General features: G+C 64.0%; 20 protein-coding genes and 1 pseudogene. 14 read left to right on the top strand and 7 right to left on the bottom strand.

All coding sequences use genetic code 11. The annotated features are described in order from the left end of the window. Positions 1 to 34 precede the first annotated feature (34 nt). A complete protein-coding gene (locus tag E1288_RS38090) occupies positions 35 to 751 on the bottom strand; it encodes a GNAT family N-acetyltransferase (protein WP_132493540.1) in 717 nt (238 codons plus the stop codon). Positions 752 to 1,121: 370 nt separating this feature from the next. Continuing rightward, positions 1,122 to 2,096 carry a LysR family transcriptional regulator gene (locus E1288_RS38085; protein ID WP_207954780.1) on the bottom strand — a complete coding sequence of 325 codons (975 nt, stop codon included), beginning with the start codon at positions 2,094 to 2,096 and terminating at the stop codon, positions 1,122 to 1,124. Positions 2,097 to 2,160: 64 nt separating this feature from the next. Here E1288_RS38085 and E1288_RS38080 point away from each other — a divergent pair, with 64 nt between their 5' ends. Genes E1288_RS38080 through E1288_RS38070 form a run of 3 tightly spaced genes read left to right on the top strand, consistent with a single transcriptional unit; the run spans position 2,161 to position 5,843 of the window. Continuing rightward, complete coding sequence (locus tag E1288_RS38080) at positions 2,161 to 3,660, top strand: CoA-acylating methylmalonate-semialdehyde dehydrogenase (RefSeq protein ID WP_132493539.1); 1,500 nt, start codon at positions 2,161 to 2,163, stop codon at positions 3,658 to 3,660. A gap of 8 nt (positions 3,661 to 3,668) precedes the next feature. After that, positions 3,669 to 4,829 (top strand): iron-containing alcohol dehydrogenase, encoded by a 1,161-nt coding sequence (locus E1288_RS38075; RefSeq protein ID WP_132493538.1) that lies wholly within the window; start codon positions 3,669 to 3,671, stop codon positions 4,827 to 4,829. Positions 4,830 to 4,880: 51 nt separating this feature from the next. Continuing rightward, positions 4,881 to 5,843, top strand: a complete 963-nt coding sequence (locus E1288_RS38070) for a PDR/VanB family oxidoreductase (RefSeq protein ID WP_132493537.1) — start codon at positions 4,881 to 4,883, stop codon at positions 5,841 to 5,843. A gap of 1,012 nt (positions 5,844 to 6,855) precedes the next feature. Here E1288_RS38070 and E1288_RS38065 read toward each other — a convergent pair. Both E1288_RS38065 and E1288_RS38060 read right to left on the bottom strand, forming a co-directional pair. Then, on the bottom strand, positions 6,856 to 8,193 hold the full coding sequence (locus E1288_RS38065; protein ID WP_132493536.1) for an MFS transporter: 1,338 nt from the start codon (positions 8,191 to 8,193) through the stop codon (positions 6,856 to 6,858). 491 nt (positions 8,194 to 8,684) lie between these two features. Continuing rightward, entirely contained in the window at positions 8,685 to 10,016 is a 1,332-nt protein-coding gene (locus tag E1288_RS38060) for an aminotransferase class I/II-fold pyridoxal phosphate-dependent enzyme (protein ID WP_132493535.1), read from the bottom strand. A gap of 114 nt (positions 10,017 to 10,130) precedes the next feature. Here E1288_RS38060 and E1288_RS38055 point away from each other — a divergent pair, with 114 nt between their 5' ends. From E1288_RS38055 to E1288_RS49330, 5 genes and pseudogenes are all read left to right on the top strand, one after another. Beyond that, the gene (locus tag E1288_RS38055) at positions 10,131 to 10,760 is read left to right on the top strand and encodes an FMN-binding negative transcriptional regulator (RefSeq protein ID WP_132493534.1); all 630 of its coding nucleotides are present in this window, start codon (positions 10,131 to 10,133) and stop codon (positions 10,758 to 10,760) included. A 195-nt stretch (positions 10,761 to 10,955) separates the two neighbouring features. Next, the gene (locus E1288_RS38050) at positions 10,956 to 11,750 is read left to right on the top strand and encodes a PDR/VanB family oxidoreductase (RefSeq protein ID WP_132493533.1); all 795 of its coding nucleotides are present in this window, start codon (positions 10,956 to 10,958) and stop codon (positions 11,748 to 11,750) included. Between the two features lie 62 nt (positions 11,751 to 11,812). Further along, positions 11,813 to 12,721: a dihydrodipicolinate synthase family protein gene (locus tag E1288_RS38045; RefSeq protein ID WP_132493532.1), complete on the top strand. Its 909-nt coding sequence runs from the start codon at positions 11,813 to 11,815 to the stop codon at positions 12,719 to 12,721. Positions 12,722 to 12,962: 241 nt separating this feature from the next. Further along, on the top strand, positions 12,963 to 14,312 hold the full coding sequence (gene gabT / locus E1288_RS38040) for a 4-aminobutyrate--2-oxoglutarate transaminase (RefSeq protein WP_132493531.1): 1,350 nt from the start codon (positions 12,963 to 12,965) through the stop codon (positions 14,310 to 14,312). A gap of 178 nt (positions 14,313 to 14,490) precedes the next feature. Continuing rightward, positions 14,491 to 14,813, top strand: a pseudogene (locus E1288_RS49330) (ISL3 family transposase); the annotation flags it as partial. A gap of 197 nt (positions 14,814 to 15,010) precedes the next feature. Here E1288_RS49330 and E1288_RS38035 read toward each other — a convergent pair. After that, positions 15,011 to 16,543 carry a PucR family transcriptional regulator gene (locus E1288_RS38035; protein WP_132493530.1) on the bottom strand — a complete coding sequence of 511 codons (1,533 nt, stop codon included), beginning with the start codon at positions 16,541 to 16,543 and terminating at the stop codon, positions 15,011 to 15,013. A gap of 143 nt (positions 16,544 to 16,686) precedes the next feature. Here E1288_RS38035 and E1288_RS38030 point away from each other — a divergent pair, with 143 nt between their 5' ends. The 3 genes from E1288_RS38030 (at position 16,687) to E1288_RS38020 (ending at position 20,591) form a co-directional block, all read left to right on the top strand. After that, positions 16,687 to 17,559 carry an arginase family protein gene (locus E1288_RS38030; RefSeq protein WP_132493529.1) on the top strand — a complete coding sequence of 291 codons (873 nt, stop codon included), beginning with the start codon at positions 16,687 to 16,689 and terminating at the stop codon, positions 17,557 to 17,559. 45 nt (positions 17,560 to 17,604) lie between these two features. Further along, positions 17,605 to 19,047, top strand: a complete 1,443-nt coding sequence (locus E1288_RS38025) for an MFS transporter (protein ID WP_132493528.1) — start codon at positions 17,605 to 17,607, stop codon at positions 19,045 to 19,047. Positions 19,048 to 19,157: 110 nt separating this feature from the next. Beyond that, the gene (locus E1288_RS38020) at positions 19,158 to 20,591 is read left to right on the top strand and encodes a hypothetical protein (RefSeq protein WP_235884107.1); all 1,434 of its coding nucleotides are present in this window, start codon (positions 19,158 to 19,160) and stop codon (positions 20,589 to 20,591) included. Between the two features lie 43 nt (positions 20,592 to 20,634). On the opposite strand, the gene E1288_RS38015 is transcribed toward E1288_RS38020, so the two are convergent. Both E1288_RS38015 and E1288_RS38010 read right to left on the bottom strand, forming a co-directional pair. Further along, positions 20,635 to 21,090 carry a Mov34/MPN/PAD-1 family protein gene (locus E1288_RS38015; protein ID WP_132493527.1) on the bottom strand — a complete coding sequence of 152 codons (456 nt, stop codon included), beginning with the start codon at positions 21,088 to 21,090 and terminating at the stop codon, positions 20,635 to 20,637. A 17-nt stretch (positions 21,091 to 21,107) separates the two neighbouring features. Continuing rightward, positions 21,108 to 22,628 (bottom strand): amino acid permease, encoded by a 1,521-nt coding sequence (locus tag E1288_RS38010; RefSeq protein ID WP_132493526.1) that lies wholly within the window; start codon positions 22,626 to 22,628, stop codon positions 21,108 to 21,110. Positions 22,629 to 22,785: 157 nt separating this feature from the next. Here E1288_RS38010 and E1288_RS38005 point away from each other — a divergent pair, with 157 nt between their 5' ends. The 3 genes from E1288_RS38005 to E1288_RS37995 form a co-directional block, all read left to right on the top strand. After that, positions 22,786 to 23,388 (top strand): helix-turn-helix domain-containing protein, encoded by a 603-nt coding sequence (locus E1288_RS38005; RefSeq protein ID WP_132493525.1) that lies wholly within the window; start codon positions 22,786 to 22,788, stop codon positions 23,386 to 23,388. Next, a complete protein-coding gene (locus tag E1288_RS38000; protein WP_132493524.1) occupies positions 23,388 to 24,107 on the top strand; it encodes a B3/B4 domain-containing protein in 720 nt (239 codons plus the stop codon). The genes E1288_RS38005 and E1288_RS38000 overlap by 1 nt, the downstream gene beginning before the upstream one ends. A gap of 449 nt (positions 24,108 to 24,556) precedes the next feature. Beyond that, a partial coding sequence (locus E1288_RS37995) for an aminotransferase class V-fold PLP-dependent enzyme (protein WP_132493550.1) occupies positions 24,557 to 25,227 on the top strand: 671 nt, incomplete at its 3' end.

Below are 25,227 nucleotides of genomic sequence, written 5' to 3'. Positions count from 1 at the left end.
CCAGCGGCAGCATTTCCCCGGCAGCGGCTTCAGGTCAAGTCGGGCGCAACGGGGTTCGTTGGTGGCCATGGGAGTCAAAGTTGTCCGGCTGCAGCCAGGTGGTGAATCGGTCTCGAATGTTGGGCCAATCGCTGTCGATGATCGAGTACCACGAGGTGTCGCGGTTGCGGCCCTTGACCATCGTCGCCTGCCGGAAAGTGCCCTCATAGGAGTATCCGAGTCGCTGCGCCGCGGCGCGGGAGGCGGCGTTGAGCGCGTCGCACTTCCACTCGAGCCGGCGGTAACCCAACTCGTCGAAGACGTGACTGGCCAGCAAGTACTGCGCTTCGGTGGCGGCGCGGCGACGTTGCAGCAATGGGGAATAGTGGACGTGGCCGATCTCGATCACCCCGATCTCGGGCTGGATCCGCAGGAAACTCAGCACGCCGACCGCGCGGGGGTGTCCATCGGCGAGATCTTGTTGGTCGGTGGCGATGATTGCGTAGAATATCGGATCGTCGTCGCCGTGGACCTGCTGGCCCCATTGCCGATAGTCGGTGAGCGTGGTGAACGGCCCGTAGGGAAGGTAGGTCCAGCTTTCTCCCCGAGTATCAAGCTGATCGGCGTCGAACAGCTCTTCCGCGTGCCGGTGAGGGTCCAGCCGCTCCAGCTGGCAGTAGCGTCCCTTGAGCACCGGGGTAGTCGGCACGGGGCGCGGTGTCCAACCGGGAACGGGCTGTCCCACGGGCTGGCTGAGTTCATTGACGAGCATGCGCGGATGCTCACATGCGGGAATGGCCACCTCAAAGGGCCATTTCCGGCCTAATCTGGAAGGCCACCAGTGAGCAGCGGTGGTCGATGGCGTCGTCGACTAGGTTGATCTCGCGAACGATGGCCTGTCCGGAGCCGACTAGACGATGTCCAGTGGGTGGGGCGGATGGTGCCAAGGTGCGCTCCACGGGCGGCGTCCAGAACTCCGTGCCGCTGCGTACGCTTCGCATGCATGCGCACCCACGGTTGCGTCGACGTGTCGATGCGTTCGAACAACGATCGCGTGAGTTCCTCAGCGGTCAGTTTCCCGCGTCCGAGGTGTCACCCCGGTAGTTCTCGCGGTCGTAGTTCTTCGATGTCGGTGTCGCTCACTACTTCTTGGGGCTCTCAGTGTCCTGGCTGTTGGAGGCGCCGAGTAGGAGGTCGTGCTGGCGGTCGGAGACGATCTTTTCAAGTAGTGCGATGGTTGCGCGGGCGCGTTCGAGGCGAGCGGATTCTTTGGGGACGGCGAGCCAGTAGGTGCGGCTGATCTGCAGGGTGTCGGGGAGGACAGGTACGAGTCGCTGGTCCTGGTCGCCGAGGTAGCGGGGTAGGGGTGCAAGGCCGACTCCGGCGACGGCGGCTTGCCAATGCCCGGTGACGCTGTTGGTCTGGATTGCCACGCGGTGTCCGGGAAGGACGTCGTCGAGCAAACGGAGTGGTGTGATGTCGAGTAGGTCGTCGACGTACCAGATCAGTGTGTGGGCGCTCAGGTCTGCGGGCTCGTGAATCGGCGGGTTTTCTGCGAGGTACTCGGGTGTGGCGTAGAGCGCGAGTGTGTAGTCGGTGAGCCGGCGATACTTTGCGTGTCGTGGCTGAGGTTCTTGCAACGTGACGGCGATGTCGAATTCGCGCATGCCCAGGGCTACGTTCCGTGTCGAGGTCACGATGTGGACGTCGAGGTTCGGATGTTCCTTTCGGAAGGTGTTCAGGCCTGGGGCGAGGATGAAGGCGCCGAACGCGTCAGGGGTGGCTATCCGCACCGTGCCGGTGAGCTGCCCTTCGGTGTTGGTGTCTGCGACGGCTGAGAGGACCGCGGCGTCGACTGCTTCTGCGTGAGGAAGTAGGCGTTGGCCGGCGTCGGAAAGGGACCAGCCGGTCGGTGAACGATCGAAGACTCGGTAGCCCAGATCGCGCTCGAGGCGGCTGATCTGGCGGCTGACGGTGGTGTGGTCAACGCCGAGCGCTTCCGCTGCGGAGACCAATCTGCCGCGCCGGGCTACTTGGAGGAAGTACCGAAGGGCGTCTGCCGAGACCATGAGCCACTTTAACATCGATGTGCGTATTTGCAGATCGATGTGCTTCATTGACTCTTGTTTGTGCAAGAACGCACGGCAAGGCTTTGGTCATCGCAACAGCAAGGGAGCCTCGATGAGCAATCGCATTACCCACTGGGTCGACGGAAAGCCCTGGACTGGACTGGCAGATCGTTACGGTGAGGTCTTCGATCCTGCTCGCGGCAGCGTCACCGGTCATGTCGCGTTCGCTTCGGAGCAGGACGTGGACGTTGCTGTCGACGCAGCCAGCGCGGCATGGGAGATCTGGCGCTGGACGACGCTGTCCCGGCGAGCCCGAATCTTGTTCGACTTCCGGGCGGAGCTTCTGCGCCGTCGCGATGAGCTCGCAGCAGCGATCACCGCGGAGCACGGCAAGGTTCTGGACGATGCTCATGGCGAGATCGCTCGTGGTCTTGAAGTCGTCGAATACGCCTGCGGGATCCCTGCTTTGCTCAAGGGTGGGTTTTCGGAGTCGGTGTCGACGCAGATCGACGTCGCCTCGATTCGGCAGCCGCTGGGTGTGTGCGCCCTGATCACGCCGTTCAATTTCCCGGCCATGGTGCCGCTCTGGTTCGCTCCGATCGCGATCGCATGCGGCAACACCGTCGTGTTCAAGCCGAGTGAGAAGGTGCCGTCCGCCGCGGTGATCCTCGCGGAGTGCTGGGCCGAGGCCGGGCTGCCGGATGGCGTGTTCAATGTGATCCAGGGTGATTCCGTCGCGGTGGATCGACTGCTGACGCATCCGGATGTCCGCGGCGTGAGCTTCGTTGGTTCGACTCCGGTGGCCCGGCATGTGTATGAGACCGGCACCCGCTGCGGAAAGCGCGTGCAAGCGCTGGGCGGGGCGAAGAACCACATGGTCGTCATGCCGGATGCTGATCTCGACGCTGCTGCGGATGCCGCGGTGTCAGCCGCATACGGTTCTGCGGGGGAGCGCTGCATGGCCGTTTCCGTTGTGGTTGCGGTCGAACCGGTCGCCGAGGCCCTCGTCGAGCGGATCACGCAGCGCATCGCAGGACTCCAGACCGGGGATGGTCGCAGTGGCAGTGACATGGGACCGCTGGTAACCGGTGCCCACCGAGACCGTGTCGTCTCCTACGTCGACGCTGGGATCCAAGCCGGCGCCACGCTGGTCGTTGACGGACGGGAGACCAACGTTGACGGGGATGGGGACGGTTTCTGGCTCGGCCCCACACTCTTCGATCACGTTTCACCGGAGGCGTCGATCTACCAGGACGAAATCTTCGGTCCGATCCTCGATGTCGTTCGGGTGCCGTCCTTCGACAAGGCACTCGAGTTGGTCAACGCGAGCGCCTACGGCAACGGGACCGCTCTGTTCACCACAGACGGTGCCCTTGCCCGCCGTTACCAGAACGAGGTCGAGGTCGGCATGGTCGGTATCAACGTGCCGATCCCAGTGCCTGCCGCCGCCTACTCCTTCGGCGGGTGGAAATCCTCGCTGTTCGGCGACACGCACGCCTACGGCGCGGACGGGCTGCACTTCTTCACCCGGTCCAAGGTCGTGACCACCCGCTGGCCGCACGCGACCGCGCCACGCGGCGGTATCGACCTCAACTTCCCTGGGGGACGGTGAACTCTGCGATGACAGCCTCCATCGCTCTGCCTCGCGTACTTAGAATCGGCCGCGGCTGCTCGACCGAACTTGCCGACGTGCTGCAGTCAGTGAACCTCCACAGGCCGCTGATCATCACCGACGCCTTCCTCGCTGAACAGCCATTCCTCGCGGAGATCCAGGATGGCCTCCGGAATGCCGGGATCACCGCGGAACTCTTCGCTGGTGCTCAACCCGACCCGACCACAGACTCGATCGCACGGGGCGCCGCTGTCCTGCGCTCCGGCGAGTTCGACTGTGTCATCGGTATCGGCGGTGGCAGCCCCATGGACACCGCTAAAGCGGTGGCGCTGCTCGGGTCGCAGGGCGGCTCGATGCGTGACTACAAGGCCCCAGCGGTCACAGACGCGCCGACGCTGCCGCTGATCGCGATTCCGACGACCGCCGGAAGCGGATCAGAATGCACCCGCTTCACCATCATCACCGACAGCGCTACGGACGAGAAGATGCTTTGCGCTGGCCTGGCGTTCCTTCCCACCATCGCGCTCGTGGACTACGCGCTCACGATGGCGATGCCCCGTCGGCTCACCGCCGACACCGGCGTCGACGCACTGGTGCACGCCGTCGAAGCCTATGTGAGCAGGCGCGCAAATCCATTCACCGATGACCTCGCCCTCACCGCGATGGGCACGCTGTTCCGCAACCTTCGCGCTGTCTACGAAGACCCGACGGATGAGGACGCCCGCGCGGCGATGATGCTCGGCGCTACACAGGCAGGCATCGCCTTCTCCAACTCTAGCGTCGCCTTGGTGCATGGAATGAGCAGGCCGATCGGTGGCCACTTCCACATCGCTCACGGTCTGTCCAACGCCATGCTCATGCCCGCGGTCACCGAGTTCTCCATCAGCTCGGCGCCCGATCGCTACGCGCGTTGTGCCCGCTCGATGGGTATCGCGAGCATGGGGGTGAGCAACGAGACCGCGGCCCGGCAACTGGTCGAGGCCCTCGCGACGCTGAACAAGGACCTCGACGTTCCAGGGCCTCGGGAATATGGCATCCTGGAGACCGAATGGAGACGTCAGGTCCCTGTCATGGCGCAGCAGGCCAAGGATTCTGGTTCACCCGACAACAATCCGCGGGTGCCGGCGGTCGATGAGATCGCAGACCTCTACCACGCGCTCTGGAGCTGACTGCTACCGAGCTCCTTCTTCACCAAGCACGCCTTTCTGGAGATCCACCGAATGGCCACACGTGAAACTGAGCCTGAGCTCGACCTGGTCGTGACTCGCCGACGAGACGAGGCTCTCGGCGTCGTCTCGCTTGAACTGCAACGCTCTGATGGCACCCCGCTACCGACCTGGTCGCCCGGCGCACACATCGAACTAGACCTTGGAGAGGGCCTCCTGCGGCAGTACTCCCTGAGTTCCTCGACGCGAGACCACAAGACATGGCGCATTGCCGTGCTGCGCGAGGAGCACGGCCGGGGCGGTTCGCGACGCATCCACGACAACATCGACGAGGGTGACATCCTGCGTGTTCGCGGACCGCGCAACCACTTTCGCTTGAAGCCCGCTGTACGGTACCTCTTCATCGCTGGCGGGATCGGTATCACTCCGATCATCCCGATGCTGGCAGAAGCTGAGGAACAGGGCGCGGAGTGGGAGTTGGTGTACGGAGGGCGCTCAGCCGACTCGATGGCCTTTCGAGATGACCTTGAAAAACAGTACCCGGGCAGGGTGCGGGTCTTTCCCGAGGCCGACTGTGGGTTGCTCGACCTCGAGGAACTCCTCGGTACCCCGCAGCCCGGGCTGCTCGTCTACTGCTGCGGCCCAGCACCTCTTCTTGACGCTGTTGAAGACAAGTGCATCGCATGGCCAGACGGTTCGTTGCACGTCGAACGCTTCACGGCCAAGGAGCTGGAAGCGCCGGTACGTTCGGAGGTGTTCGAGGTCAAGCTCGCACGGGCTGGCGTCACTGTTCAAGTCCCAGCCGGCAAGTCCGTGCTCGAGTCCGTCGAAGAAGCTGGAGTGCAGGCCGCATACTCCTGCCGAGAAGGCGCCTGCGGTACCTGCATGACGACAGTCCTGGAAGGCACCGTGGATCACCGCGATTCACTCCTCGATGACGACGAACGAGCTGCCCACGACACCATGATGATCTGCGTCTCGCGCGCGGCGTGCGCCAAACTGGTGCTGGATCTCTGAGAAGAGATCCGTATCCGGCTTTCGGTGGGTACCCAGCTGCATTGGTCGTGGCAGGAATCAGGGAACGCCACTATGGCTGAAACCCGTACATCGACGGGCAGAGAGCGCGCTCCTGATCCGGATTCAGCGCGTGGGTCTGTTTGATAACAACAGTAGAGCAGGCAACACTTCGTTGCCGCTGCTGCATCGACAACCACGGCCGACGACTCTGTCGGAGGCGACGTTGATGTTAGCTAGGCTGAGGTGGTTCAGCCCGTGACTTGGTCAGGGGCTGAACCACCTCAGCCTTGTTTTGCCTGCACTGCTGAAGGTTCCTGGGCAGTGTCCACGTGGGTGCGAAGACCGTTGGTGGGTCGCGCTGTACGTGAACTTGGCATCGGGCGCTACACCGCACCAAGCCCCGCAGTTTGGTCAGGTTGAGCAGTACGCAGAGCCGTCCTCGGATCTGCGTCGTCGCGTCTATTTGAACCTCGTTTCCAGGGCGCTTCCGATCCTAGGGAGACTGGTGGCACTGCAGAGCGGTCCGACTCAGCAGTCGGTCAACCCACGCAACGTCAGTAGCCTCACCGCGTAGTGCGCAGTGCCCAGCTCAGAGAGATCCATTGTGGATCCTTTGCGTACCGCAGCGGGCAGCTGTTGGTGAAACCGGTGGAAGGAAACCCGACCAGTTGCTCGCTCAGGCATTGGAAGGTTCCGCAACGAGTGAGTGGCACAGACAAGGCAGGGTTGGTCCACGGTCGCGGACCAACCCTGCCTGAGCTTTCCTGCCTTGCTTGCCTGCAGTCTCGATCGACGCCGGCTGCAACACGATGGTCAAAGTGCGCTCGTGCAGAGCTCACACTGGTATCAGTGCATCCGATGTGGCATCAGCCAGATGGGTGCTCGAAACCGTAACTGGACCCTTCACCACGCGGCGACGGCGGAGCGGTGGCTGTTGCCGCGGATATGTCGGGATAGCGCGAGATCCGACTGAATGCGTCGCCCGCCTGCACTCGAATCATGGACGAGGCTCTCATACCCCTGTCGAAGCGTCTGCTCCCCGGCTGTTCTGAATGGCGTTGATACGAGCTGCGTCTCGAGCCGGGTGGACAAACAGGAGTGCGCTGAGCCCACCAATGGCCGTTAGAAGCCCCAGCAGCTGGAAGACGGTCGAGTAGCCCTCCGCCGGCGTCGCCGCGTGGTCGACGATGACTCCGGACAGGAAGGGGCCGATGAGGCCACCGCAGGTCATGACGGCGAGGAAGAAGCCGAGCGTGCCGGCTAGCCGATCGCGGGGGCAGATCTCGGAGATCGCGGCATTGAGCAGCGGGTAGACGATGGTGCCGAGCCCGTAGCCGATCGACACGGTCACCACTACCAGGGCCGGCGTTGGGATGAGCGGAGCCGCGATCATCGATGCGGCGCAGATCAGCAGTGCTGCCCCTGGAACTATCGCTCGGAACACCCGCGCCCGCACACCGCGGCTCATCAGTCGGTCGGCGAGGAACGACACGGTGAACAGAGCGATCATCGCCACGATGCTGGGGACGCCGAACAGGGAATTCGCCTGAATGCGGGAGTAGCCGAGCACGAGCTCGAAGTAGGTCGGCAGCCACGTCAGCACGACCGAGGTGAGCGTGTAGAAGCTGAACACGGCGACCATTCCGCCGAGGAAGGTGGGGGTGCGCATCAGTTCTTTCCAGTGCACCAGGCTGGTTGGCTTCGTGTTGCCTCCGTTGGTGGCCTCGTCGCCGTAGGGGCCAGGGCGCCAGAAGGCGAGCCACAGGCCTAGCCAGATCACGCTTGCGCCCGCGAGCACGATGAACGCCCAGCGCCATCCGTAGGTCACCACGACGTAGCCGAGTGCGGGTGCCAGGACGATCTTCGAGATCGCCGCTGCCGAGGTGATGAAGGCGCCAGGAAGTGAACGCTTCTCCGCAGGGTGCCAGGAGTACGTTGCCGTGTGGATCAGAGCTGAGGAGGGTCCTTCGAAAAGGCCCAGGAGGAATCTGCTGACGATCAGAACCGTGAACGCCGCCCACACGACGATGGGCAGCATGCACAGGCCCCATGCGATCGCGAGGCCAGCCAGCGCCCAGCGCAAGGAGGCAAAGCGGTTGATCGTGCCGGCGAGGAACCCGCCGATCGCCATAGCGAGGAAGAAAGCACTACCTGCGAGGCCGATCTGGGATGCGCTGAACCCGAGCTCTTCCTGGAGCGGCCGGGCGACGATGCCGAGGACGACCTTGTCGCCGTAGTTGATGGTGTAGAGGACGACGAGGAGTCCAGTCAGGCCCCAGGCCGTCGTCGGGGAGTGGGCAGGGCGTTGTGCGGCTCCGGAAACAGGTGTGTGCCGGGATAGATCCGTCATGGCCGTCACCTTCTGGTGGTGGAGAGAGCGGCGCCGTAGCGCTCACGGATGCGAGAACCGGAAGGAGATGTGTGCCCGGCGCCGGTGAGGGCTTTGACCGTCCAGCTGTGACAGCCGCCGCGAGCAACACTGCTCCTCGTCACGTGACAAACGGAGTGAAGCACGAGTTCGCAACTTTGTCACGTGACATTTGGTGAGTGCGGCTTGTGTGCGCGCGTTCACTGCGCTGCTTACTCGAGCGGAGGGGCTGTGCTCGCACGATGTTTACGCCGCCAACGCGGCGAGGTCAGGCTCGGCGGGCTGCGTGTGCCGCAATCTGCCGGTCGGCACTCACGATGTCGCGATCCCTGCCGGTGTTTTGAGGTGGTTCGGGGGATGTGTGGTTGAGCCCGAGTTTCAACCCCTTGCGTGTGGGGGGAGAGCGAAACCGTGCGTCTGATAGTGATGGTGGGATCCGCTCTGCCTAGCGCGCCTGGCTTATGGCGGGGCGGTCAGCGGGTGACTGACTCGCGCGCCATGGCGAGGCACTGAGCGAACTCGCGGGCCTGGGTGTGGGTGAGTCTCGACGCGGTGATGCGAACGCCGTCCGGCGTCGTACTCGTCGGGGTCTGGAATGACGAACCGTCTCGAACTGACCAGCCGGCGTCCCGCAGTGCTGCTACCACCGCGGAGGAGCCGTGCGGTACGGGCACCCAGACATTGAATCCGTCGGTGGGGAACGGGGTGTCAACGCCTACCTTGGTCAACTCCTCGCGCAGGTCGTCCACGCGCTCGGCATACGTGCGGCGAGCGTGGTCCAGCTGTCGCGTCACGAAATCTGATTCGAGCAGGTTCGCCACAAGCTGCTGGAGCAGATGGCTCACCCACGTGGCCCCCGGGCGCAAGCGACTCCCGAGCCGGTCGGCAGTTCCTCGGTCGGAGGCAACGACCGCGACACGCATGTCTGGCCCGAGGAACTTCGCCACCGATCGCACAAGTGCCCAGCGTTGCGCAGTGGCTGGGGTGACCCGGTTGTAAGGGTGACGCGAGATCGCGGAGAAGTGGTCGTCCTCGATCACAAGCACATGTGGATAGCGTTGCAACACCGACCTGATCTCGCGGGCGCGTTGGGGCGTGATGCTCACGCCTGTCGGATTGTGCGCTCGGGGCGTGACGATGGCGGCTCGAGCTCCCGCTTCCAGTGCGGCGCGCAACGCTTCCGGCTCAAGGCCTTCGGTGTCAACGCTGACGGGGGCTGCGCGGAACCCGTTGAGCCGCACGGTCCCCTCGCTCGCGTAAAAGCACGGATCTTCCACGGCGACCACATCGCCGCGTGTCAGATGTGCGGTGAGCAGTCGCTCGACCGCGTCGACGGCGCCGTGGGTCACTGAGATCTCGAACGAGCTGTCGAGTTCAGGTGTGAGCGAGGTGCGGGCCCACCGGGCCAACCGCGGATCGACGGCCGGACTTCCGTACATCTGCATCCGGTAGTCGATCTGCGACAGCGCCGCGCCGGCATCGGGCAACAGGGCGGGGTCGGGGTTGCCGCTGGAGAGGTCCGCAAGCTCGGTGTTGACAGCGGTCTCGCCCTCGAGGTGGGGCAAGGACGTGATGACAGTGCCGCGTCGACCCCGCGTCTCGGCTACCCCGGCGGCGACCAGCATTCGGTAGGCGGCGGCCACGGTATTGCGGTGGACACCGAGCTCGAGGGCGAGGTCGCGAATCGGCGGGACCGAGTCTCCGGGCTGCAGTCGGCCTGTGCTGACCAGGTTGCGCACGCTGTCGGAGATCTCGCCTGCCGAGGCGCCGGTGATCGGCGCGCGATCTACGGCCTCATTCGTCACCTGTCCATCCTATGGCACGTGACAAGGATGACCCCGGCTTGTATGGTGGCTTTGTCACATGACAAACGAGGTTTGTCTTGCGTCCGCCAGTACGACGACCGTCGAGGAGCAACCATGTACTTGCCGAAGCAATTCGAGGTGTCCGAGGACGACACCGCGGCCCTGTTGAGCAAGGGGGGCTTCGGCCACTTGGTCACCCCGGCTCCGGACGGCAGCATGGAGGTGACTTCGATGCCGCTGCTCTACGACGCCGACAGGCACTCGTTGGTCGGGCACATGTCGCGGCCCAACCCCCACTGGCAGTACACCGCCGAGGCGGAGTCGGTGGTGATCATCCCGGTCGTCGACGCCTACGTCACGCCGGAGTACTACCCGAGCAAGAAGGAGACCGAGAAGGTCGTCCCGACGTGGAACTACCAGATCGTCAACGTCTACGGGCAGCTGCAGGCTCACGACGACCGCGACTGGCTGCTCGATCACGTCACCAAGCTGACCGACCACCACGAGGCGGGACGTCCGAAGGAGTGGAAGGTCACTGACGCCCCCGATAAGTTCATCGCGATGCAGCTCAGGGGAATCGTGGGCATCGAACTGTCGATCTCGCGAGTTGTCGCCAAGGCCAAGTTGAACCAGAACCGCACCGCTGAGGACCGCACCGGCGTCATCCGCGGCCTGGAGCAGGGGACTCGCCCCGAGCAGGAGACCGCTGCCCACATGGTCGCGATCGGGTTGGACAACGGCTAAGAGGACGACATCGTGACAGCTGCAACCGAATCGACTCAGACCACCGCCGGACGGGGGATATGGATTCCGGCCTACGTGTGTGGCGATGCCTGGCCAGGCGCGGGAGTCCGCGAACTCGTTCTCGAAGCGCAGGCCGGGCATCGTTTGGCGGAGGCGTCTCCGGGCAGCCATGTGAGCGTGCGGCACCCCAACGGAGTGACACGCGAGTACTCGTTGCTCGGCGGAGCCGAACAGACGAACCAGTACCGCGTGGCGATCAAACGCGAGGCCGAGGGCCGCGGCGGCTCCATCGCCTTCCACGACGCATTGGACATCGGCGAAGAGGTGGCCGTTTCGGCGCCCGTGGCCGGAATGACGCTCGACGACACAGCAGAACACCACGTCTTCGTTGCCGGCGGAATCGGCATCACGGCGATCATCGGGCTGCTTAACGGCCTTGCTTCGGCCAGCAGCGCTGAGGTGCACTACTGCGTCCGATCGGCGGAATCGGCTCCTTACCTCGACGACCTCCGCGGCTTCGGTGCACCCGTACACGTTCACGACAGCTCAGTCGGCACCCGCCTCGACGTGGGAGAGCTGATCGAGACCTGCAGCCCGACCACGACCCTCTACTTTTGCGGGCCGCCCGGCCTCATGTCGGACATCTCGACAGCGACCAGCAGTTGGCCCGCCGCCCGAGTGCGGAGCGAGACCTTCACGCCTGCCCAGGACCTGGCGGCAGAGGGTGGGGACGAGCCGTTCGAGGTGTACGTCAACGGCGTGGGCAAGACCATCCAGGTGTGTGCCGAGGAGACCATGCTCTCCGCGCTGCGCCGTAGCGGTGTGCACGTCGATTCCTCGTGCGAGGCAGGTCAATGCGGCACCTGCGTCCTGGAGTACACCGAGGGCGACGTGTTGCATCGCGACTCCATCCTCGACGACGACGAAAGAACCGAAATGCTCACGCCGTGCGTGTCCAGGGCGCGCGGCCGGATGGCCATCGACCTTTGACGGTCGTGCGCGGCGTTAACGGCCCTGCACGACCGAGGCCTGCAGCACAAAGGAGACCAGCAGTGTTCACCGGCCTCAGCGCGTTCCCGCTCACTCCGATGACTGAGAAGTCCATCGACGAGCCCGCATTTCTTGAGATCGTGTCCCGACTTCACCGCGCCGGTGTTGACTCCATCGGGGCGCTGGGCTCGACGGGAAGCTACGCGTATCTCGCAGGCGACCAACGCAAACGAGTCACCGAACTTGCTGTTCAGGCGGCAGAGGGTACTCCCGTGCTCGTCGGAATCGGCGCGTTGCGAACCGCGGACGTCCTGCGGCACGCCGAGGATGCCCAAAACGCCGGCGCGAGTGCGGTACTGCTCGCTCCCGTGTCCTACCAGCCGCTCACCGAAGACGAGGTGTACGGACTCTACGCCGACGTGACAGCGGAACTCTCTGTGCCGCTGTGCGTCTACGACAACCCGGGGACTACTCGGTTCACCTTCAGCGACGAGCTCCACGGCCGCATCACAGCGCTGCCGAACGTCGGCTCCGTGAAGATTCCCGCGACACCTGCGGACCCGCAGGAAGCTCGCACTCGTGTTCAGAAACTACGACAGCAGATCCCGAAGAACGTCACCATCGGCGTCAGCGGAGACGCCGCCGGTGCAGGCGGGCTCCTTGCCGGCTGTGAGGCCTGGTACAGCGTGCTCGGAGGCCTGTGGCCGGAACTGTGCCTCGAGATCACGCGAACAGCGCAGCGGGGCGACACCGCTGAAGCGCACCGCTTGTCTGAGCGGCTCACTCCGATCTGGGAGCTCTTTGGCCGCTACGGCAGCCTGCGCGTCGTTGCCGCGATTGCCGAACACATGGGACTCATCGGTTCCCCGAACCTGCCTCGCCCACTCCTGGAATTTTCGGGCACCGACCGAGCGCAGGTCGATGAGGCGGTCCGGAGAGTTCTCGCCGACACCGACGAGGTGGCGAGCTAACCATCCGGCGGGGCGGACGTCTGAATCGCAGAAGGCCGCCAGTCGCCACGCTCGTCCTGACTTCGTTGATTGAGAGCCAGTCCTGGACTGTCTGGTTAGGACCGAAGACGGAGATCAGAAATGATCGCTGGCTGAATCGGCGGGGAAGGAGTCCAACGCCGAGATAGTGATTGATCGATCGGGCGAACCGGTCCGTAGGGCCGGCTCCGTTTCCACCGCACTTCAGGAGGAGCACTCCTAGATGACAGTCACCACCAACGCGACCACATCAGTGAGCAGGGAACAGCTGTTGGTCACCGACGTGCCGGGGCCAGAGAGCCGTCGTCTGCACGATGAGCGCAGTCACGTCGTCGCTGACGGCGTCTCATGTGTGCTTCCGGTCTACATCGATCACGCCACGGGACCATTCCTCGTCGATGTCGATGGCAACCGGTTCATCGACCTTGGTTCCGGGATCGGGGTCACGACGATCGGTCACACCAATCAGGCTGTAGTGGACGCCGCGACAGAACAGCTCGGCAAGGTCACCCACACCTTGTTCACCGTGACCCCTTATCCGGGATATGTTGCGCTGGCCAACAAGTTGGCTGACAAGACCCCGGGTTCACACCAGAAGAAGACGGTGCTGGTCAACTCAGGCGCCGAAGCCGTCGAGAACGCGGTCAAGATCGCCCGGAAGTACACGGGCCGCCGGGCTGTCGCAGCCCTGGACCACGCGTTCCACGGGCGGACCAGCCTCACCATGGCGATGAACCACAAGGCCGCCCCGTACAGCACTGGCTTCGGGCCGCTGCCCGGAGACGTGCACTGCGTCCCCAACTCCTACCCGTTCCGCGACGGCCTGACCGGCGAGCAGGCGGCGGCCCGCACCATCGCCCACCTCGAGCAGCGCATCGGGGTTTCGGACCTCGCTGCACTCATCGCCGAGCCGATCCAGGGCGAGGGCGGATTTGTGGTCCCCGCCCCTGGCTATCTGAACAAGCTGCAGGACTGGTGCACTGCGAACGGCGTCGTTTTCATAGCCGACGAGATCCAATCGGGCATCGCCCGTACTGGCACCTGGTTCGCGAGCGAGCTCTTCGACCTGGTGCCTGACGTGATCCTTACCGCGAAGGGCATTGCCGGCGGACTGCCGCTCGCCGGCGTGACTGGCCGCGCTGAGATCATGGATGCAGCCCAGCCCGGCGGTCTCGGCGGCACATTTGGCGGAAACCCCGTCGCCGTGGCCGCGGCACTCGCCGTGTTCGAGGAGATCGAATCCCGTGACTTGCTGGCCGAGAGCAAAAGGATCGGATCGACTCTCACTAACGGTCTCCATCGCCTTCAGCAACGTCACTCGTCGATCGGAGAGGTGCGCGGGCACGGCGCGATGATCGCCTTCGAGATCGTTCGGCCCGGCACACAAACTCCGCTGCCTGGCGCCGCGTCGGTTGTCGCGGAGCAGGCCGCTGCTGAAGGCGTGCTCCTCCTGACTGCAGGCAGCGATGGGAACGTGATCCGCTTCCTTCCGAACCTCACGGTGACCGAGGACCTGCTCGAGTACGTGCTCCAGGTGGTCGACGACGCGTTGTTGATCCTGGAGGCCGCTTAGCGGCAACAACGGTGCGTCGCACCAACTGCCAGCGCCACAGAGAGGGCCTGTCCAGTTGTTTTGGGCTCTGTCGCGCTTTCGGTGGGCCTCGGCCAGCCCGTGCCAGAGATGCCACCGGTCGGCTACCTGCACCGCGCCGGGCAGTGCGTCGCGCACGGCCTGCGCGTAAGCCGGCAAGGAAGTCGCCTCCCACAGTCACTGCTGGGCCGGCGCGACCGGACTGCGGCAGGGACGGCTGGCCGAGACCACCCTCCAGCGATGGCAACAGATCCACGACCTTGCTCGACGCAGGGGTGGGTCTGCTGGACTGCTCCCGCCGTCTCGGGCTGGCCCTCAACACGGTCAAGCGCTATGCCCGTGCCGAGACCCCGGAACGGATCAGCGCATCCCGAAATACCGGCCCCCCTGGTCGACCCCTACCGCGACCACCTCCGCACCCGCCGAGCCGAGGACCCAGGCGTGCCGGTCACACAACTGCTCGGTGAGATTCGCGAGTCGGGTGCTGGATCAGAGCCACCGGGACGGCAGAGATAGCGGCGTCGAGTCGTGACCCAGCTCGGTGCCACTGTTGTCGCAGTCCGGCTCAGTCGGCGCTGAGCAGGATTCCGTCCGAGCTCGCATGCGCCGCGTGGTGAACGCCATCGACGAGTGAGGCGCCTCAGTGCGACGCCAGCATCTGACACGGTCAGCTATCACAACTAGTCAAGGGTTCTTGCGACCATCAGGAGCGCGCGTACGTTTGCTGAGTCGAGATCGAGCCCAAGTAGTTCACCCACGCTGTGCACTCGTCGTCGAAGGGTTTGGCGGTGTACGGCGAGTGCGCGTGCTGCGATGTCCACGACGCCGTTGGCATCGAGGTAGGCCTCGAGCGCGTGTTTGAGGGCGACGTCGGTCAACCGATCCCATGTCGCAGCGCGAAGGTACCTCATCGTCTCGGGCGGAAGTGCTGCAGGAACGACGCTTTCGAGCGGGAGGTCGCCGGCAGCGATGACGGTCCGGCGTAGTCGCGTGGCGAGCGTGACCAGGCCAGCCGCCTCGTCGTGTAGGGCTAGGACCTGAACCGAACGGGCGGTGCGGGAGATGCCGATGCGAGTGGTTGCAGCCGTGTATTCGGACGATTCAAGCCAGGCGTGAAGTGCAGCGGAGAGCGCCGCTGGTTCGTCCTGCGTAGTCGAGTCTGTCTCAGGACGTCGTACTAAGAGCGCGCCGATGGTGTCGTTTGTCGACCAGGCCGTGGCCGACCACCCGGCGTCGTGAGAACAGTGCTCGAACGTCTCGACGTCGGCCGGGCTGGGTTGCGCGTCGACCTTGGCCAGAACAACGCGAAGGTTGTCCGACTGCTCGATCCCGAGCGCGGCAAGCAGGAGGCGGCGCGTCTCTTCCGAGGTGCTTGGATCGACAATCGCCTGCAACGAAGCAGTGCGCAGGCGTCTTTCGGGCTCGCGGAGGACGTGGTTTCTCGACAGCTGGAGGGCGAGGAGTGAAGCTGTGCTGGCCAGGAGCAGCCGTTCCTGGTCGTCGAAACGGGTTTCCCGTACGACGAGGAGTGTTGGAGCGTTGACGCCTGGCCCGCGGTTGACGACCACGTCTCTGTCCGACTCGCGGATGCTGCCGGAGGCAGGGGCCGAGCCGGATTGGAAACGGAGGAACGTTTCGGCGAACTCGTTGGCGAAATTTGCTGCTCCGGGTCCGGAGGCGGCGAGGGTGGTATGTGACCGATCGACGACCGCCGCGCCGCAGCGCAACCGGCGGGCGAGCTCATGGACGAGTGGCTCGCAGGTGTCCATGGTGAGGCTGAGATCAGCGAGTGCCGTCTCAGCGACCATGAGCGTGCGCAGGCGTCGATGTTCGGCTTCGATCCGGGCGCTTGCGACGTACTCCGAGATGGCGATGTAGGGCGTTTTCAGGGGCACTACGAGAAGTGGGATACCTCGAGCTTCAGCGAGCTCCGCCCATCGATCGGGGACATGTGGATGCTGATCACTGACCCCGCATCCGATACCGGCGACACCGGTCCTCGCGAATGCGTCGAAGACGCGCTCGGGGTCGGCATCTGGCCGACGAACGAACAACGTCGTGAGCAGGAATTCGCCGCCAGAAAGCCAAGGGGTGGGGTCCTCGACCTCCGAGACGTGGACCCAGCGCACAACGTTCGACAGGCCGGCAGCGCCTGCGATGCAGCGCAGTTTGAGCTCGGCCACGCCGAGCAGATCGCCGACGGTGACGTTCAACCCGACTCCCGATTTCGATCACTGATCTGTCGATCCGCACTCGCCGATATCGCCGAAGTAGTGTATGACACACCTGCGTGCGCTCCGCAAGATGTTGGGCACCGAACAGAGAGTTCGGTGTGATTCGAAGCGAGGGCGGGCGCATGGCAGCGCGAGAACGACGGCGGTACGAGCTCATCGGCATTCCGTTCGATGGGGCAGCAACGCTCGGATGGCCGGGATCGCGGTATGCCCCTGCGCAGATTCGTGAGCAACTCGCCTGGATGACGATGCGGGCGGAGGATGGCGAGGTCTACTCGCTCGACACCGGAGAGCTTCACCCGGCGCCGAACATCGAGGACGCTGGCGATGTCTCCGTCGTGCCGCATGATGTCCAGACCACACTCGATCGTTCAGCGGACCAGATCGCCAACTCCGTCCGCGCCGGTACGGTGCCGCTTGTCCTCGGCGGGGACGACAGCGTCCTCTACGCCCTCATCGATGGTGTGCACAGGGCGACGTCAGGACGCCTGGGGGTCATCCACTTCGACGCCCATCTCGACATCATGGACCACAACGAGCGGCAGGGGTCGTGGAGCCACTCGAGCGGCATGCGACGTGGGCTTGAGCTCGAGCGCGTCGATCGGGAACACGCGATCCAGGTCGGACTGCGGCACTTCAACTACCCCAGTTCCCGTGCGGCCGTGCACGAACTCGGCCCGGCGCAGATCACCGCCGGTGAGTTCCACCGGATCGGCGTCGAACCCGCGGTTGAGCGGGTTCTTGATCACGTCCGGGGCGCCGATCACATCGTGTTGAGCTTCGACATCGATGCGATCGACCCGGCCCATGCCCCCGGGGCCGGAGCCCATGAGCCTGGCGGCCTGACGTCCAGGCAGGCCATCGACGCAGTACGAGCACTCGCACCCCACGTCGATGCCTTCGCAGTGACCGAGGTCAATCCGCTCACGGACCACCGCGATCTCACATCGAACCTCGCCGCGTACCTCACCTATTACACCGCCGTTTTCGGCTGACGAACCCGCGCGAGCGGTCCTAAGGACACAGACAAAGGAGTCTTCATGTCCACTCCTATTGGCTCGTCGGGTGCATCGAGAGCCAGCAGCCCCACCGCGCCTGATACCGGTGCGGTTCTCTTCATCGACCGGGCGCGCCTGCACCGCGCTGTCCGCGGTGCCTTTGTCGGCAATCTCATGGAATGGTACGACGTAGGCGTTTTCGGCTACCTCGTCGTCACGATGGGGCCTGTGTTCCTCCCCGAGGCTGACTCCGGGGCGCAGGTGCTCTTCATGCTCGGGACCTTCGCGAGCACGTATCTGTTCAGGCCGTTGGGCGGAATGTTCTTCGGCTGGCTCGGTGATCGTGTTGGACGCCAGCGGGTGCTCTTCACGACGCTTGCGCTCGTCGTCGCTGCGACCTTCCTCATCGGGACCCTGCCGGCTTACGACGTGATCGGCATCTGGGCTGCTCTCCTCCTCATCATCCTGAAGGTCGTGCAGGGTTTCTCCGCCGGCGGTGAGCTCACCGGTGCGATCACATTCGTGAGCGAGAGCGCACCTGACCGCAAGCGTGGTTTCTACACGGCATTCCTCGATGCGGGCAGTTACCTCGGCTTCACCCTCGGCGCGGTGTTCGTCACCGTCCTCCAGGTGACGTTCGGCCAGCAGGCAATGGTGGATGGTCTGTGGCGGATTCCCTTCCTGATTGCTGCGCCGCTCGGGCTCATCGCGATCTACTTCCGTCTGCGTGTTGGGGAAACTCCTCACTTCGAGCAGCTCAAGGCACGCAGGGCGTCAGGAACCGAGGCTCTGACACATGCGCTAGGGCCGGTCAGCCTTGTCCGGCAGTACTGGCGGCAGATGCTCCAGGTGCTCGGTCTCGTCGCTGCTGCGAACACCGTTGGTTACGCCTTCACGTCCTACATGCCCACGTACCTGTCCGATGTTCAAGGCTTCGACTCCGTCTCGAGCAACCTCGTGAGCGTCCCGTTGCTCATCGCCATGGCATGCTCCATGCCCTTCGTAGGAATGCTCTCGGATCGGACTGGGCGCAAGGCTGTGCTCTGGATTGCGTCGGGCTGGGTCGTCGTGCTGAGCACGCCGGCATTTTTCCTCCTCAACACGGGGAAGATCGGGCTCGTCGTGATAGGACTCGCGATGGTGGGCATCCCCGTCGCGCTCTACATGGGTGCGCTCGCCTCGACGTTCCCGGCGCTCTTCCCGACGAGTCACCGTTACGGCGGCCTTGGCATGTCGTACAACATCAGCGTCGCCGTCTTCGGTGGCACCGCGCCGCTGTTCATCGAGTCGCTCATCCGGTGGAGCGGTGACCACTTGTTCGCGGCGTACTACCTCATCGCGATGTCCGTCGTCGGCGTCATCGTTGTCGCAACCCTCAAGGAGTCTGCACGACAAGCGCTGCCGGGTTCTGTTCCGGCGACTGATTCTGTCGAGGAGGCACACGCGATGAACATCGCTCGCTCGAGTGCGGTGGATGGGGAATGAGCGCAGGCACCCCGGTCTAGCCGAGCAACTGAGGCCGGGGTGCCCACAACAGGTCCGCTGACCTTCATCCAGAGCTGAGCTGCGTACATCGGACATCGTGCTACACGCGGTTGATCGAACAGCGACGCAAGGACTCTTATCAGACGATCGGTCGTTGTCCTGTGCTCACCTACCAGGTGCTGCTCGAAAGAATACAACGAATCTCGCCCGTGACCGTTGCACTGATCTCGTCGACACCCGTCCCGAGTGCTGCGGTGGCAACAGACTTCCGTGCTGACAAGGCCCTCATGACACGCACCACTGAGAACTTCCCGAATCCAGTGAAATCAAAGGCATGGACTGCGGTCATGCGGTGCCTCGCCGGGTTAGCCGTGGTAACAGTCACCACGGCACTGGCCGTCGTGCTCACCGCCTTGTCCAATGCCATGCCACAGCTGCTTCCCAGCAACGAAAGCCAGCCCTACGAGGCATATTCCAGTATCCCGCAGTTCCTTCGTTGGTTGGGGAGTCAAACCACCGAAGCCCAGTTCTTCAAGACCGAACTCGGCGGACTGGGCATGCTCCTTGGTGGATGGGTCGCCCACATCGCCTGGAAACGTGGTCGGCGATGGGCAGGATTTCCCATCAGCTACGGAACAGGCTTGTGGCCTTGGGCAGTGGGCTCTGCGCTCCTTGGCTTGCTGCTCTCGGACCTCGCCTGGGGCTGGACCTCGATCGCTACCGGTACGTCCCAGCCCACCTTCGTGCCATTCGTCTCCGTCTCACCAGCTGTCGTCCTCGTTTACGGCGCGGGTTGGTCGGTGGCAGTCACTGGCGCCGTGCTCGGAGCTGCCCTGACAACGCCGATCGCGCTCCTAGCGGTCAACTTCGTATGTCATCCGCTTGGATTGCCTGCTGTGACCGGAAGCGTCACCGGCATGTGGGGTGGTGCTCTGATAGCGTTTCTGCTCGCTCGACGCCTGCCGTGGATGCCGCCACCTGGTGGCCCCTTCTTTGCGGACAGACCTGATGAGGCCGGACAGCAAAGCGTCCCAGCCAGCGCATCGACCGCGTCTTCCCGCCATGGGCCGGGATGGGTTGTCAGGCGTGTCCTCGCTGACTTCACCGAGGCGCCCTTCTACGGCAACGAGATCGCCGCGGTCGGACTGATCGCCGGAACTGTACTGGCCTATGTGCTCAATCTGTTGACCCCGGTGCAGGGCAGTGGTCTGCTGCCCGCGGTGCTGACGGCCCAGGCGCTGACCGCGACGATTGGGATTCTCCTCTACCACCGTCGTTGGGCTGACGCAGGCTCGTACCCCACCTTCGTCCCGGTCGTTTCCGTCGCGCCGGCAACCGTGCTGGCGTACGGCCCAACGGTGCAGGCCATCGTCGTCGGTGCTGTTCTCGGAGCTCTCGCGGGACCACCGCTGGCCGCTCAAATCTCGAAGCGCCTGCCGCCGGACTTCCACCCGTTCATCGGCAACGTCTTGTCGATGACCATCTGCACTCTGACCATCATTCCGCTGCTGAGCATCCTGCCCGGTTTCACCGCAGTCACCTGAACGCCCTTGTGGCGGACGGCACGCATGCAGGTTCTGCGCAACATCACTCCACTCGTAGTTCGTCCTCGACGACTTCACCGGTCTCGTCGAAGCAGAAGGATCGCACCTCCGGCTCGGCGTCATCACGCCGTTTCAACGCTACGATCACGAAGTGCACGTCGGGCTGCAACGCCATGAACTCGATGTCCTTCGGCGAGGGGTACGCCTCAGGAAGTCCGGAATCAGTCATGGGTCGCAACGGCACACGTGAATGCGAGTGAACGACAGCGAGGGAGACCTCACCGCGGGTAAGAGCCTGCCGGTGCACCTTGAGCTGATCTGTCGGATCGAACCGCCAGCTGTATGCCTGTACCGCAGGGTCGTCGGCGTTGGCCATCGGTACGTAACGCACAGGGCTTGCTCCCTCCAGTCCCAGGAGCTGACCGCAGGCCTCCCGCGGATAGTCACGGCGAGCATGCGCGACTATCGACTCGACCAAGTCAGCACGCAAACGAAACATGCTCTTCCCCCCGTTGCTCAGCTGTGCCCGGGTGACACGGAGTCCTGGCTGATGCTTGCGTCCGGTGCGGCAGCCGCAGTCTTCCGGTGCTCCACCTGGCGGGTGGAGGCGACGACGGAATGGCTTCTGCCGTATGCGAAGTAGAGCAGCACGCCGATGACCATCCACAGCCCGAACGCGACCCAGGTCTCCATGCCGAGCGTCACTGCGAGAAATCCGCAGAACAAGAACCCGAGTACTGGTGTGATGGGGTACAGGGGCACCTTGTAGGTGTGCGGCAGGTCCGGACGGTTGCGGCGAAGATAGATCACCGAGATGTTCACGAGGGAAAACGCGAACAACGTGCCGATACTCGTCGCGTCGGCCAGTTGCCCGAGAGGAACGAACGCTGCCGTCGTCGCGACGGCAACGCCAACGATGAGGGTGTTCGCGATCGGTGTGCCGGTCTTGGGGGAGACCTGACCGAAGAGCTTCGGTACGAGACCGTCTCGGGACATGGTCAGCAGAATTCGGGTCTGCCCGTACAGCACGGTCAGAACCACGCTTGCGATGGCGATGACGGCACCGACCGAGAAGAGCAACGCGACCCATGGTTGGTGGGTGATGTCGCTCAGGATCGTGACGAGGGACGACTCTGAGTCGCTGAACTGCGTCCACGGCAGTGCGCCGACTGCAGCCACCGCAACGAGGACGTACAGCACCGTCACGATGATCATGGACGCGATGATCGCTCGAGGCAGGTCCCGACGTGGATTCTTCGCCTCGTTGCCCGCGGTGGATGCCGCATCGAAACCGATGTAGGAGAAGAACAGCTGCGAGGCGGCAGCGGAGATGCCGGCAACGCCCATCGGAGCCAAGGGCTGGAAGTTGCCCGCGTTGAACGCCGTGAAAGCCACTGCGGTGAAGAAGAGGAGGATGCCGACCTTGATGAGGACCATGAGGGTGTTCACCCACGCGCTCTCCCTGGCCCCGCGAATGAGCAGCAGCGTGGCCAGCAGGACGATCACCGCAGCAGGTACGTTGACGATCCCTCCGGAGTCCGGGGGCTGCATCAAAGCGTCGGGGATGCTCAGACCGAAAACACTGATCGATTCGTTGATGTACTGACCGGCACCGACAGCGATCGCGGCGACGGAGACCGCGTACTCCAGCACCAGGCACCACCCGCAGACCCACGCGATCCCTTCGCCCATCGTTGCGTAGGCGTAGGAGTAACTCGAACCAGAAACCGGGACATGGCTGGCCATTTCGGCGTATGACAGGGCGGAGAGGAACGCGGTTACCCCGGCGAGTACGAAGGCGATCCACACCGCGGGTCCGGCCATGGGGACGGCTGTGCTCAGGATTACCAGGATTCCTGTCCCGAGTGCGGCGCCGACGCTGATCATCGTGAGGTGCCAGACGTTCAGCGTACGGCGGAGTTGCTGGCCCGGTTCCATGCCTTCGTTGTCGGCGATGATCGCGTCGACCGACTTTCGTTGGAGTAGTTGAGCCCCGAGGCGTAGGTGCGGTCTGGCCGGAGTGACCTGTTTCGTCATGGAACAGCTCCCTTCGCGAGGAGCTCATGCTAGGGCAGTGGGATGCACTATACAAGCAAAATACTGCACTGACCGACTTGTGTTGGTCGGTTGATCTGCAGGTGGAGACGATAGTCCTGGCTATTCGACTGCACTGCTAGTGCAGTATCATGCCACCATGGGAGAATCAGACAGCCGTGTCGTCGATGCGAATGCCGTGGCTGAGGTCATTGGTGGGCGCGTACGGCGGTGGCGCTCCGAGCGAAACTGGACGCTTGACGGGCTTGCGGAGCGGTCCGGTGTGGGGCGACGGACGCTTGTGCTCATCGAGCAGGGCCAGTCGAATCCCAGCATCGGGCTTCTTCTCCGGCTCGCGAGTGCCTTCGGTGTCGGGTTGTCCGATCTCGTTGAAGACGTGGCGACAACTCCTGTTCGCGTTCACCGGGCAGGAGAGGCGCCTACCTTGTGGCAGGGGCCGAACGGCGGCCGCGGAGTCCTCGTCGGGGCGACTGAGCCGCCGCAGGTCGTTGAGCTCTGGGACTGGGTGATGGCTCCCGGGGAGCGGCACGACAGTGAGCCTCATTCCCAGGGGACGAGGGAAGTGCTGTTCGTGCACGAAGGTCAACTGGAGGTCCACGTCGGCACGAACGTGGAGCATCTCGCAGCGGGTGACTCGGTCGTTCTTCGCAGCGATCAATCGCACGGGTACGCGTGTGCAGGAAGTGAAGGTGTGCATTTCTCGATGACGGTCTTGCAGCCGGGCGTAGGAGGAGGGAACTGATGGAAGCCCAGCTTCGCGGGATGGAGTGGCTCAACGCTGCGTCTGTTGAGAGCAGCGTCTTCCAGCTGCGGCCCGACTACAGGGCGTTTCTCCTGCTCGCGGAAGGTCTCGTTCCCGGCGAGAGTGATGCTGTGAGCGATCAACTGTTGGCTGACGCTGAGCTGAAGGTTGCCAATGAGCTCGATGGGCGCCGCCCTGAGGAGCTTGACGAGCTCGCGGCGTGGCGTGAGGCCTATCGCGCGTTCGGCGCGAAACCGCAACGCACTCGGTCCAGCGTCGAGGCGCTGGTCCGCCGGGTTGACGGTGGTCTGCCGCGGATTGACCGGATCACGGACACTTACAACGCGATCTCTGTCGCCCATCTGCTTCCGCTCGGCGGGGAGGACGTCGACAAGTACGTCGGACCTGCGCAGCTGGTGCGGGCTACTGGGGAGGAAGAGTTCGAGACGGTGGCCGAAGGGCAGCCTGCTGTCGAGCACCCCAAGGCCGGCGAAGTCGTGTGGAAGGACGACGCCGGGGTGACATGCCGGCGGTGGAACTGGCGCCAGTCAACGCGGACTCACATTGGAGATCGGACGGTTCGAGCCCTGTTCATCCTTGATGGATTGCTCGATGTCACGTCGGAATCGGACTTGATCGCTGCTGGTGGGGAGTTGCAGGCGGCTCTTGCCGGGTTCAGTCCGGAGGCCCAGTTCTCTTCTCATCTGTTGGCGCCCTGACGTTCGCGGACCGTTGACGTGCAACGCAAAACTTGTAGGGCACTCAAGTGCACCACGTAGTGCATTATTATGCTAATATGGGCGAAGTGGGCGGGCAGCCGCTGGTGTCCAGGAGGAAGCTGACGCTTGCCCCTGAGGCGTAGGGCTCCCGAAGCATCGACGGATATCACTCCGTGGCTCCGGGGCTGCTGCATGGGCGTGCACCTGCTGAGTGCTCGCCCCAGGGCAGTGTGCTCGCCCGCTGGCTTGACGACGGGCTATCCCGCGTTGAACGAATTTTGACGCCGCTGAGGTTTGCTTGACGGCAAGGCGGAGCCGGGTTTGGCCGCTGCTTGGTGAGGGGAGCTGGACGGTCTCCTTCTGGGCTCGGGCCGGAAGCTCGGTTCCCGGTCTTGTCTGGCGGTGCCCTGGTTCTGTGTCGGCTTAGCAGAGATACGAGGTCATCTTCTATGAGTGAGAACGTTCGCAACAATCCCAGGCCGGACAAGAGCGATTTGGCGAGTCTCGCGTTCGCCACCCAGGCCGTGCACGGTGGGAACACGACTGATTCCGCTGGTGGAGCCATTCGTACACCGATCGTGATGGCGAACTCGTATTTGCTTCCGGATGATCCGTCCGAAATGGACTGGTCCGACACGGAGACCCTTTCGTACACGCGGAACTCGGGGTTCAACCAGATCTGCCTTCAGACCAAGCTGGCCGCTCTTGAACGCGGTGAGGACGCCGCTGTCTTCACCACGGGTGTGGCTGCGTTGCACGCCATGTTCTTCTCGCTGCTGAAGACCGGCGATCACGTGGTGCTGGGGGACGTCACGTACGAGGCCGTGTGGCGCTTGATGGCCGAGTTGCTTCCCGAGAAGTACGGGATCGAAGCCACGTTCGTCGACATGGGCGACCTCGATGCGGTTCGTGCGGCGATGCGACCGAACACCCGGCTGGTGCACACCGAGGCGATCGCGAATCCGACGACCAAGGTCGCTGATGTCGCTGCTATCGCGGAGATCGCGCACGCGCAGGGGGCGCTCGTCTCGATCGATTCCACCTTCACCCCGCCGCCGTTCTTCCGGCCGCTCGAGCTGGGGGTCGATCTCGTCGTCCACTCGTTGACGAAGTACATCAA

This window comes from Saccharopolyspora elongata, assembly GCF_004348985.1.
In the GTDB taxonomy this organism is placed as follows: domain Bacteria; phylum Actinomycetota; class Actinomycetes; order Mycobacteriales; family Pseudonocardiaceae; genus Saccharopolyspora; species Saccharopolyspora elongata.
Note: the sequence above shows the minus strand (reverse complement) of the source record. Positions and strands in the feature narration are given on the sequence as shown.

Bases quoted from the DNA above. Each gene is read 5' to 3' on its own strand.
- E1288_RS38090 (WP_132493540.1), bottom strand. From the start codon at position 751: ATGCTCGTCAATGAACTCAGCCAGCCCGTGGGACAGCCCGTTCCCGGT.
- E1288_RS38085 (WP_207954780.1), bottom strand. From the start codon at position 2,096: ATGAAGCACATCGATCTGCAAATACGCACATCGATGTTAAAGTGGCTC.
- E1288_RS38080 (WP_132493539.1), top strand. From the start codon at position 2,161: ATGAGCAATCGCATTACCCACTGGGTCGACGGAAAGCCCTGGACTGGA.
- E1288_RS38075 (WP_132493538.1), top strand. From the start codon at position 3,669: ATGACAGCCTCCATCGCTCTGCCTCGCGTACTTAGAATCGGCCGCGGC.
- E1288_RS38070 (WP_132493537.1), top strand. From the start codon at position 4,881: ATGGCCACACGTGAAACTGAGCCTGAGCTCGACCTGGTCGTGACTCGC.
- E1288_RS38065 (WP_132493536.1), bottom strand. From the start codon at position 8,193: ATGACGGATCTATCCCGGCACACACCTGTTTCCGGAGCCGCACAACGC.
- E1288_RS38055 (WP_132493534.1), top strand. From the start codon at position 10,131: ATGTACTTGCCGAAGCAATTCGAGGTGTCCGAGGACGACACCGCGGCC.
- gabT (WP_132493531.1), top strand. From the start codon at position 12,963: ATGACAGTCACCACCAACGCGACCACATCAGTGAGCAGGGAACAGCTG.
- E1288_RS38030 (WP_132493529.1), top strand. From the start codon at position 16,687: ATGGCAGCGCGAGAACGACGGCGGTACGAGCTCATCGGCATTCCGTTC.
- E1288_RS38025 (WP_132493528.1), top strand. From the start codon at position 17,605: ATGTCCACTCCTATTGGCTCGTCGGGTGCATCGAGAGCCAGCAGCCCC.
- E1288_RS38015 (WP_132493527.1), bottom strand. From the start codon at position 21,090: ATGTTTCGTTTGCGTGCTGACTTGGTCGAGTCGATAGTCGCGCATGCT.
- E1288_RS38010 (WP_132493526.1), bottom strand. From the start codon at position 22,628: ATGACGAAACAGGTCACTCCGGCCAGACCGCACCTACGCCTCGGGGCT.
- E1288_RS38005 (WP_132493525.1), top strand. From the start codon at position 22,786: ATGGGAGAATCAGACAGCCGTGTCGTCGATGCGAATGCCGTGGCTGAG.
- E1288_RS38000 (WP_132493524.1), top strand. From the start codon at position 23,388: ATGGAAGCCCAGCTTCGCGGGATGGAGTGGCTCAACGCTGCGTCTGTT.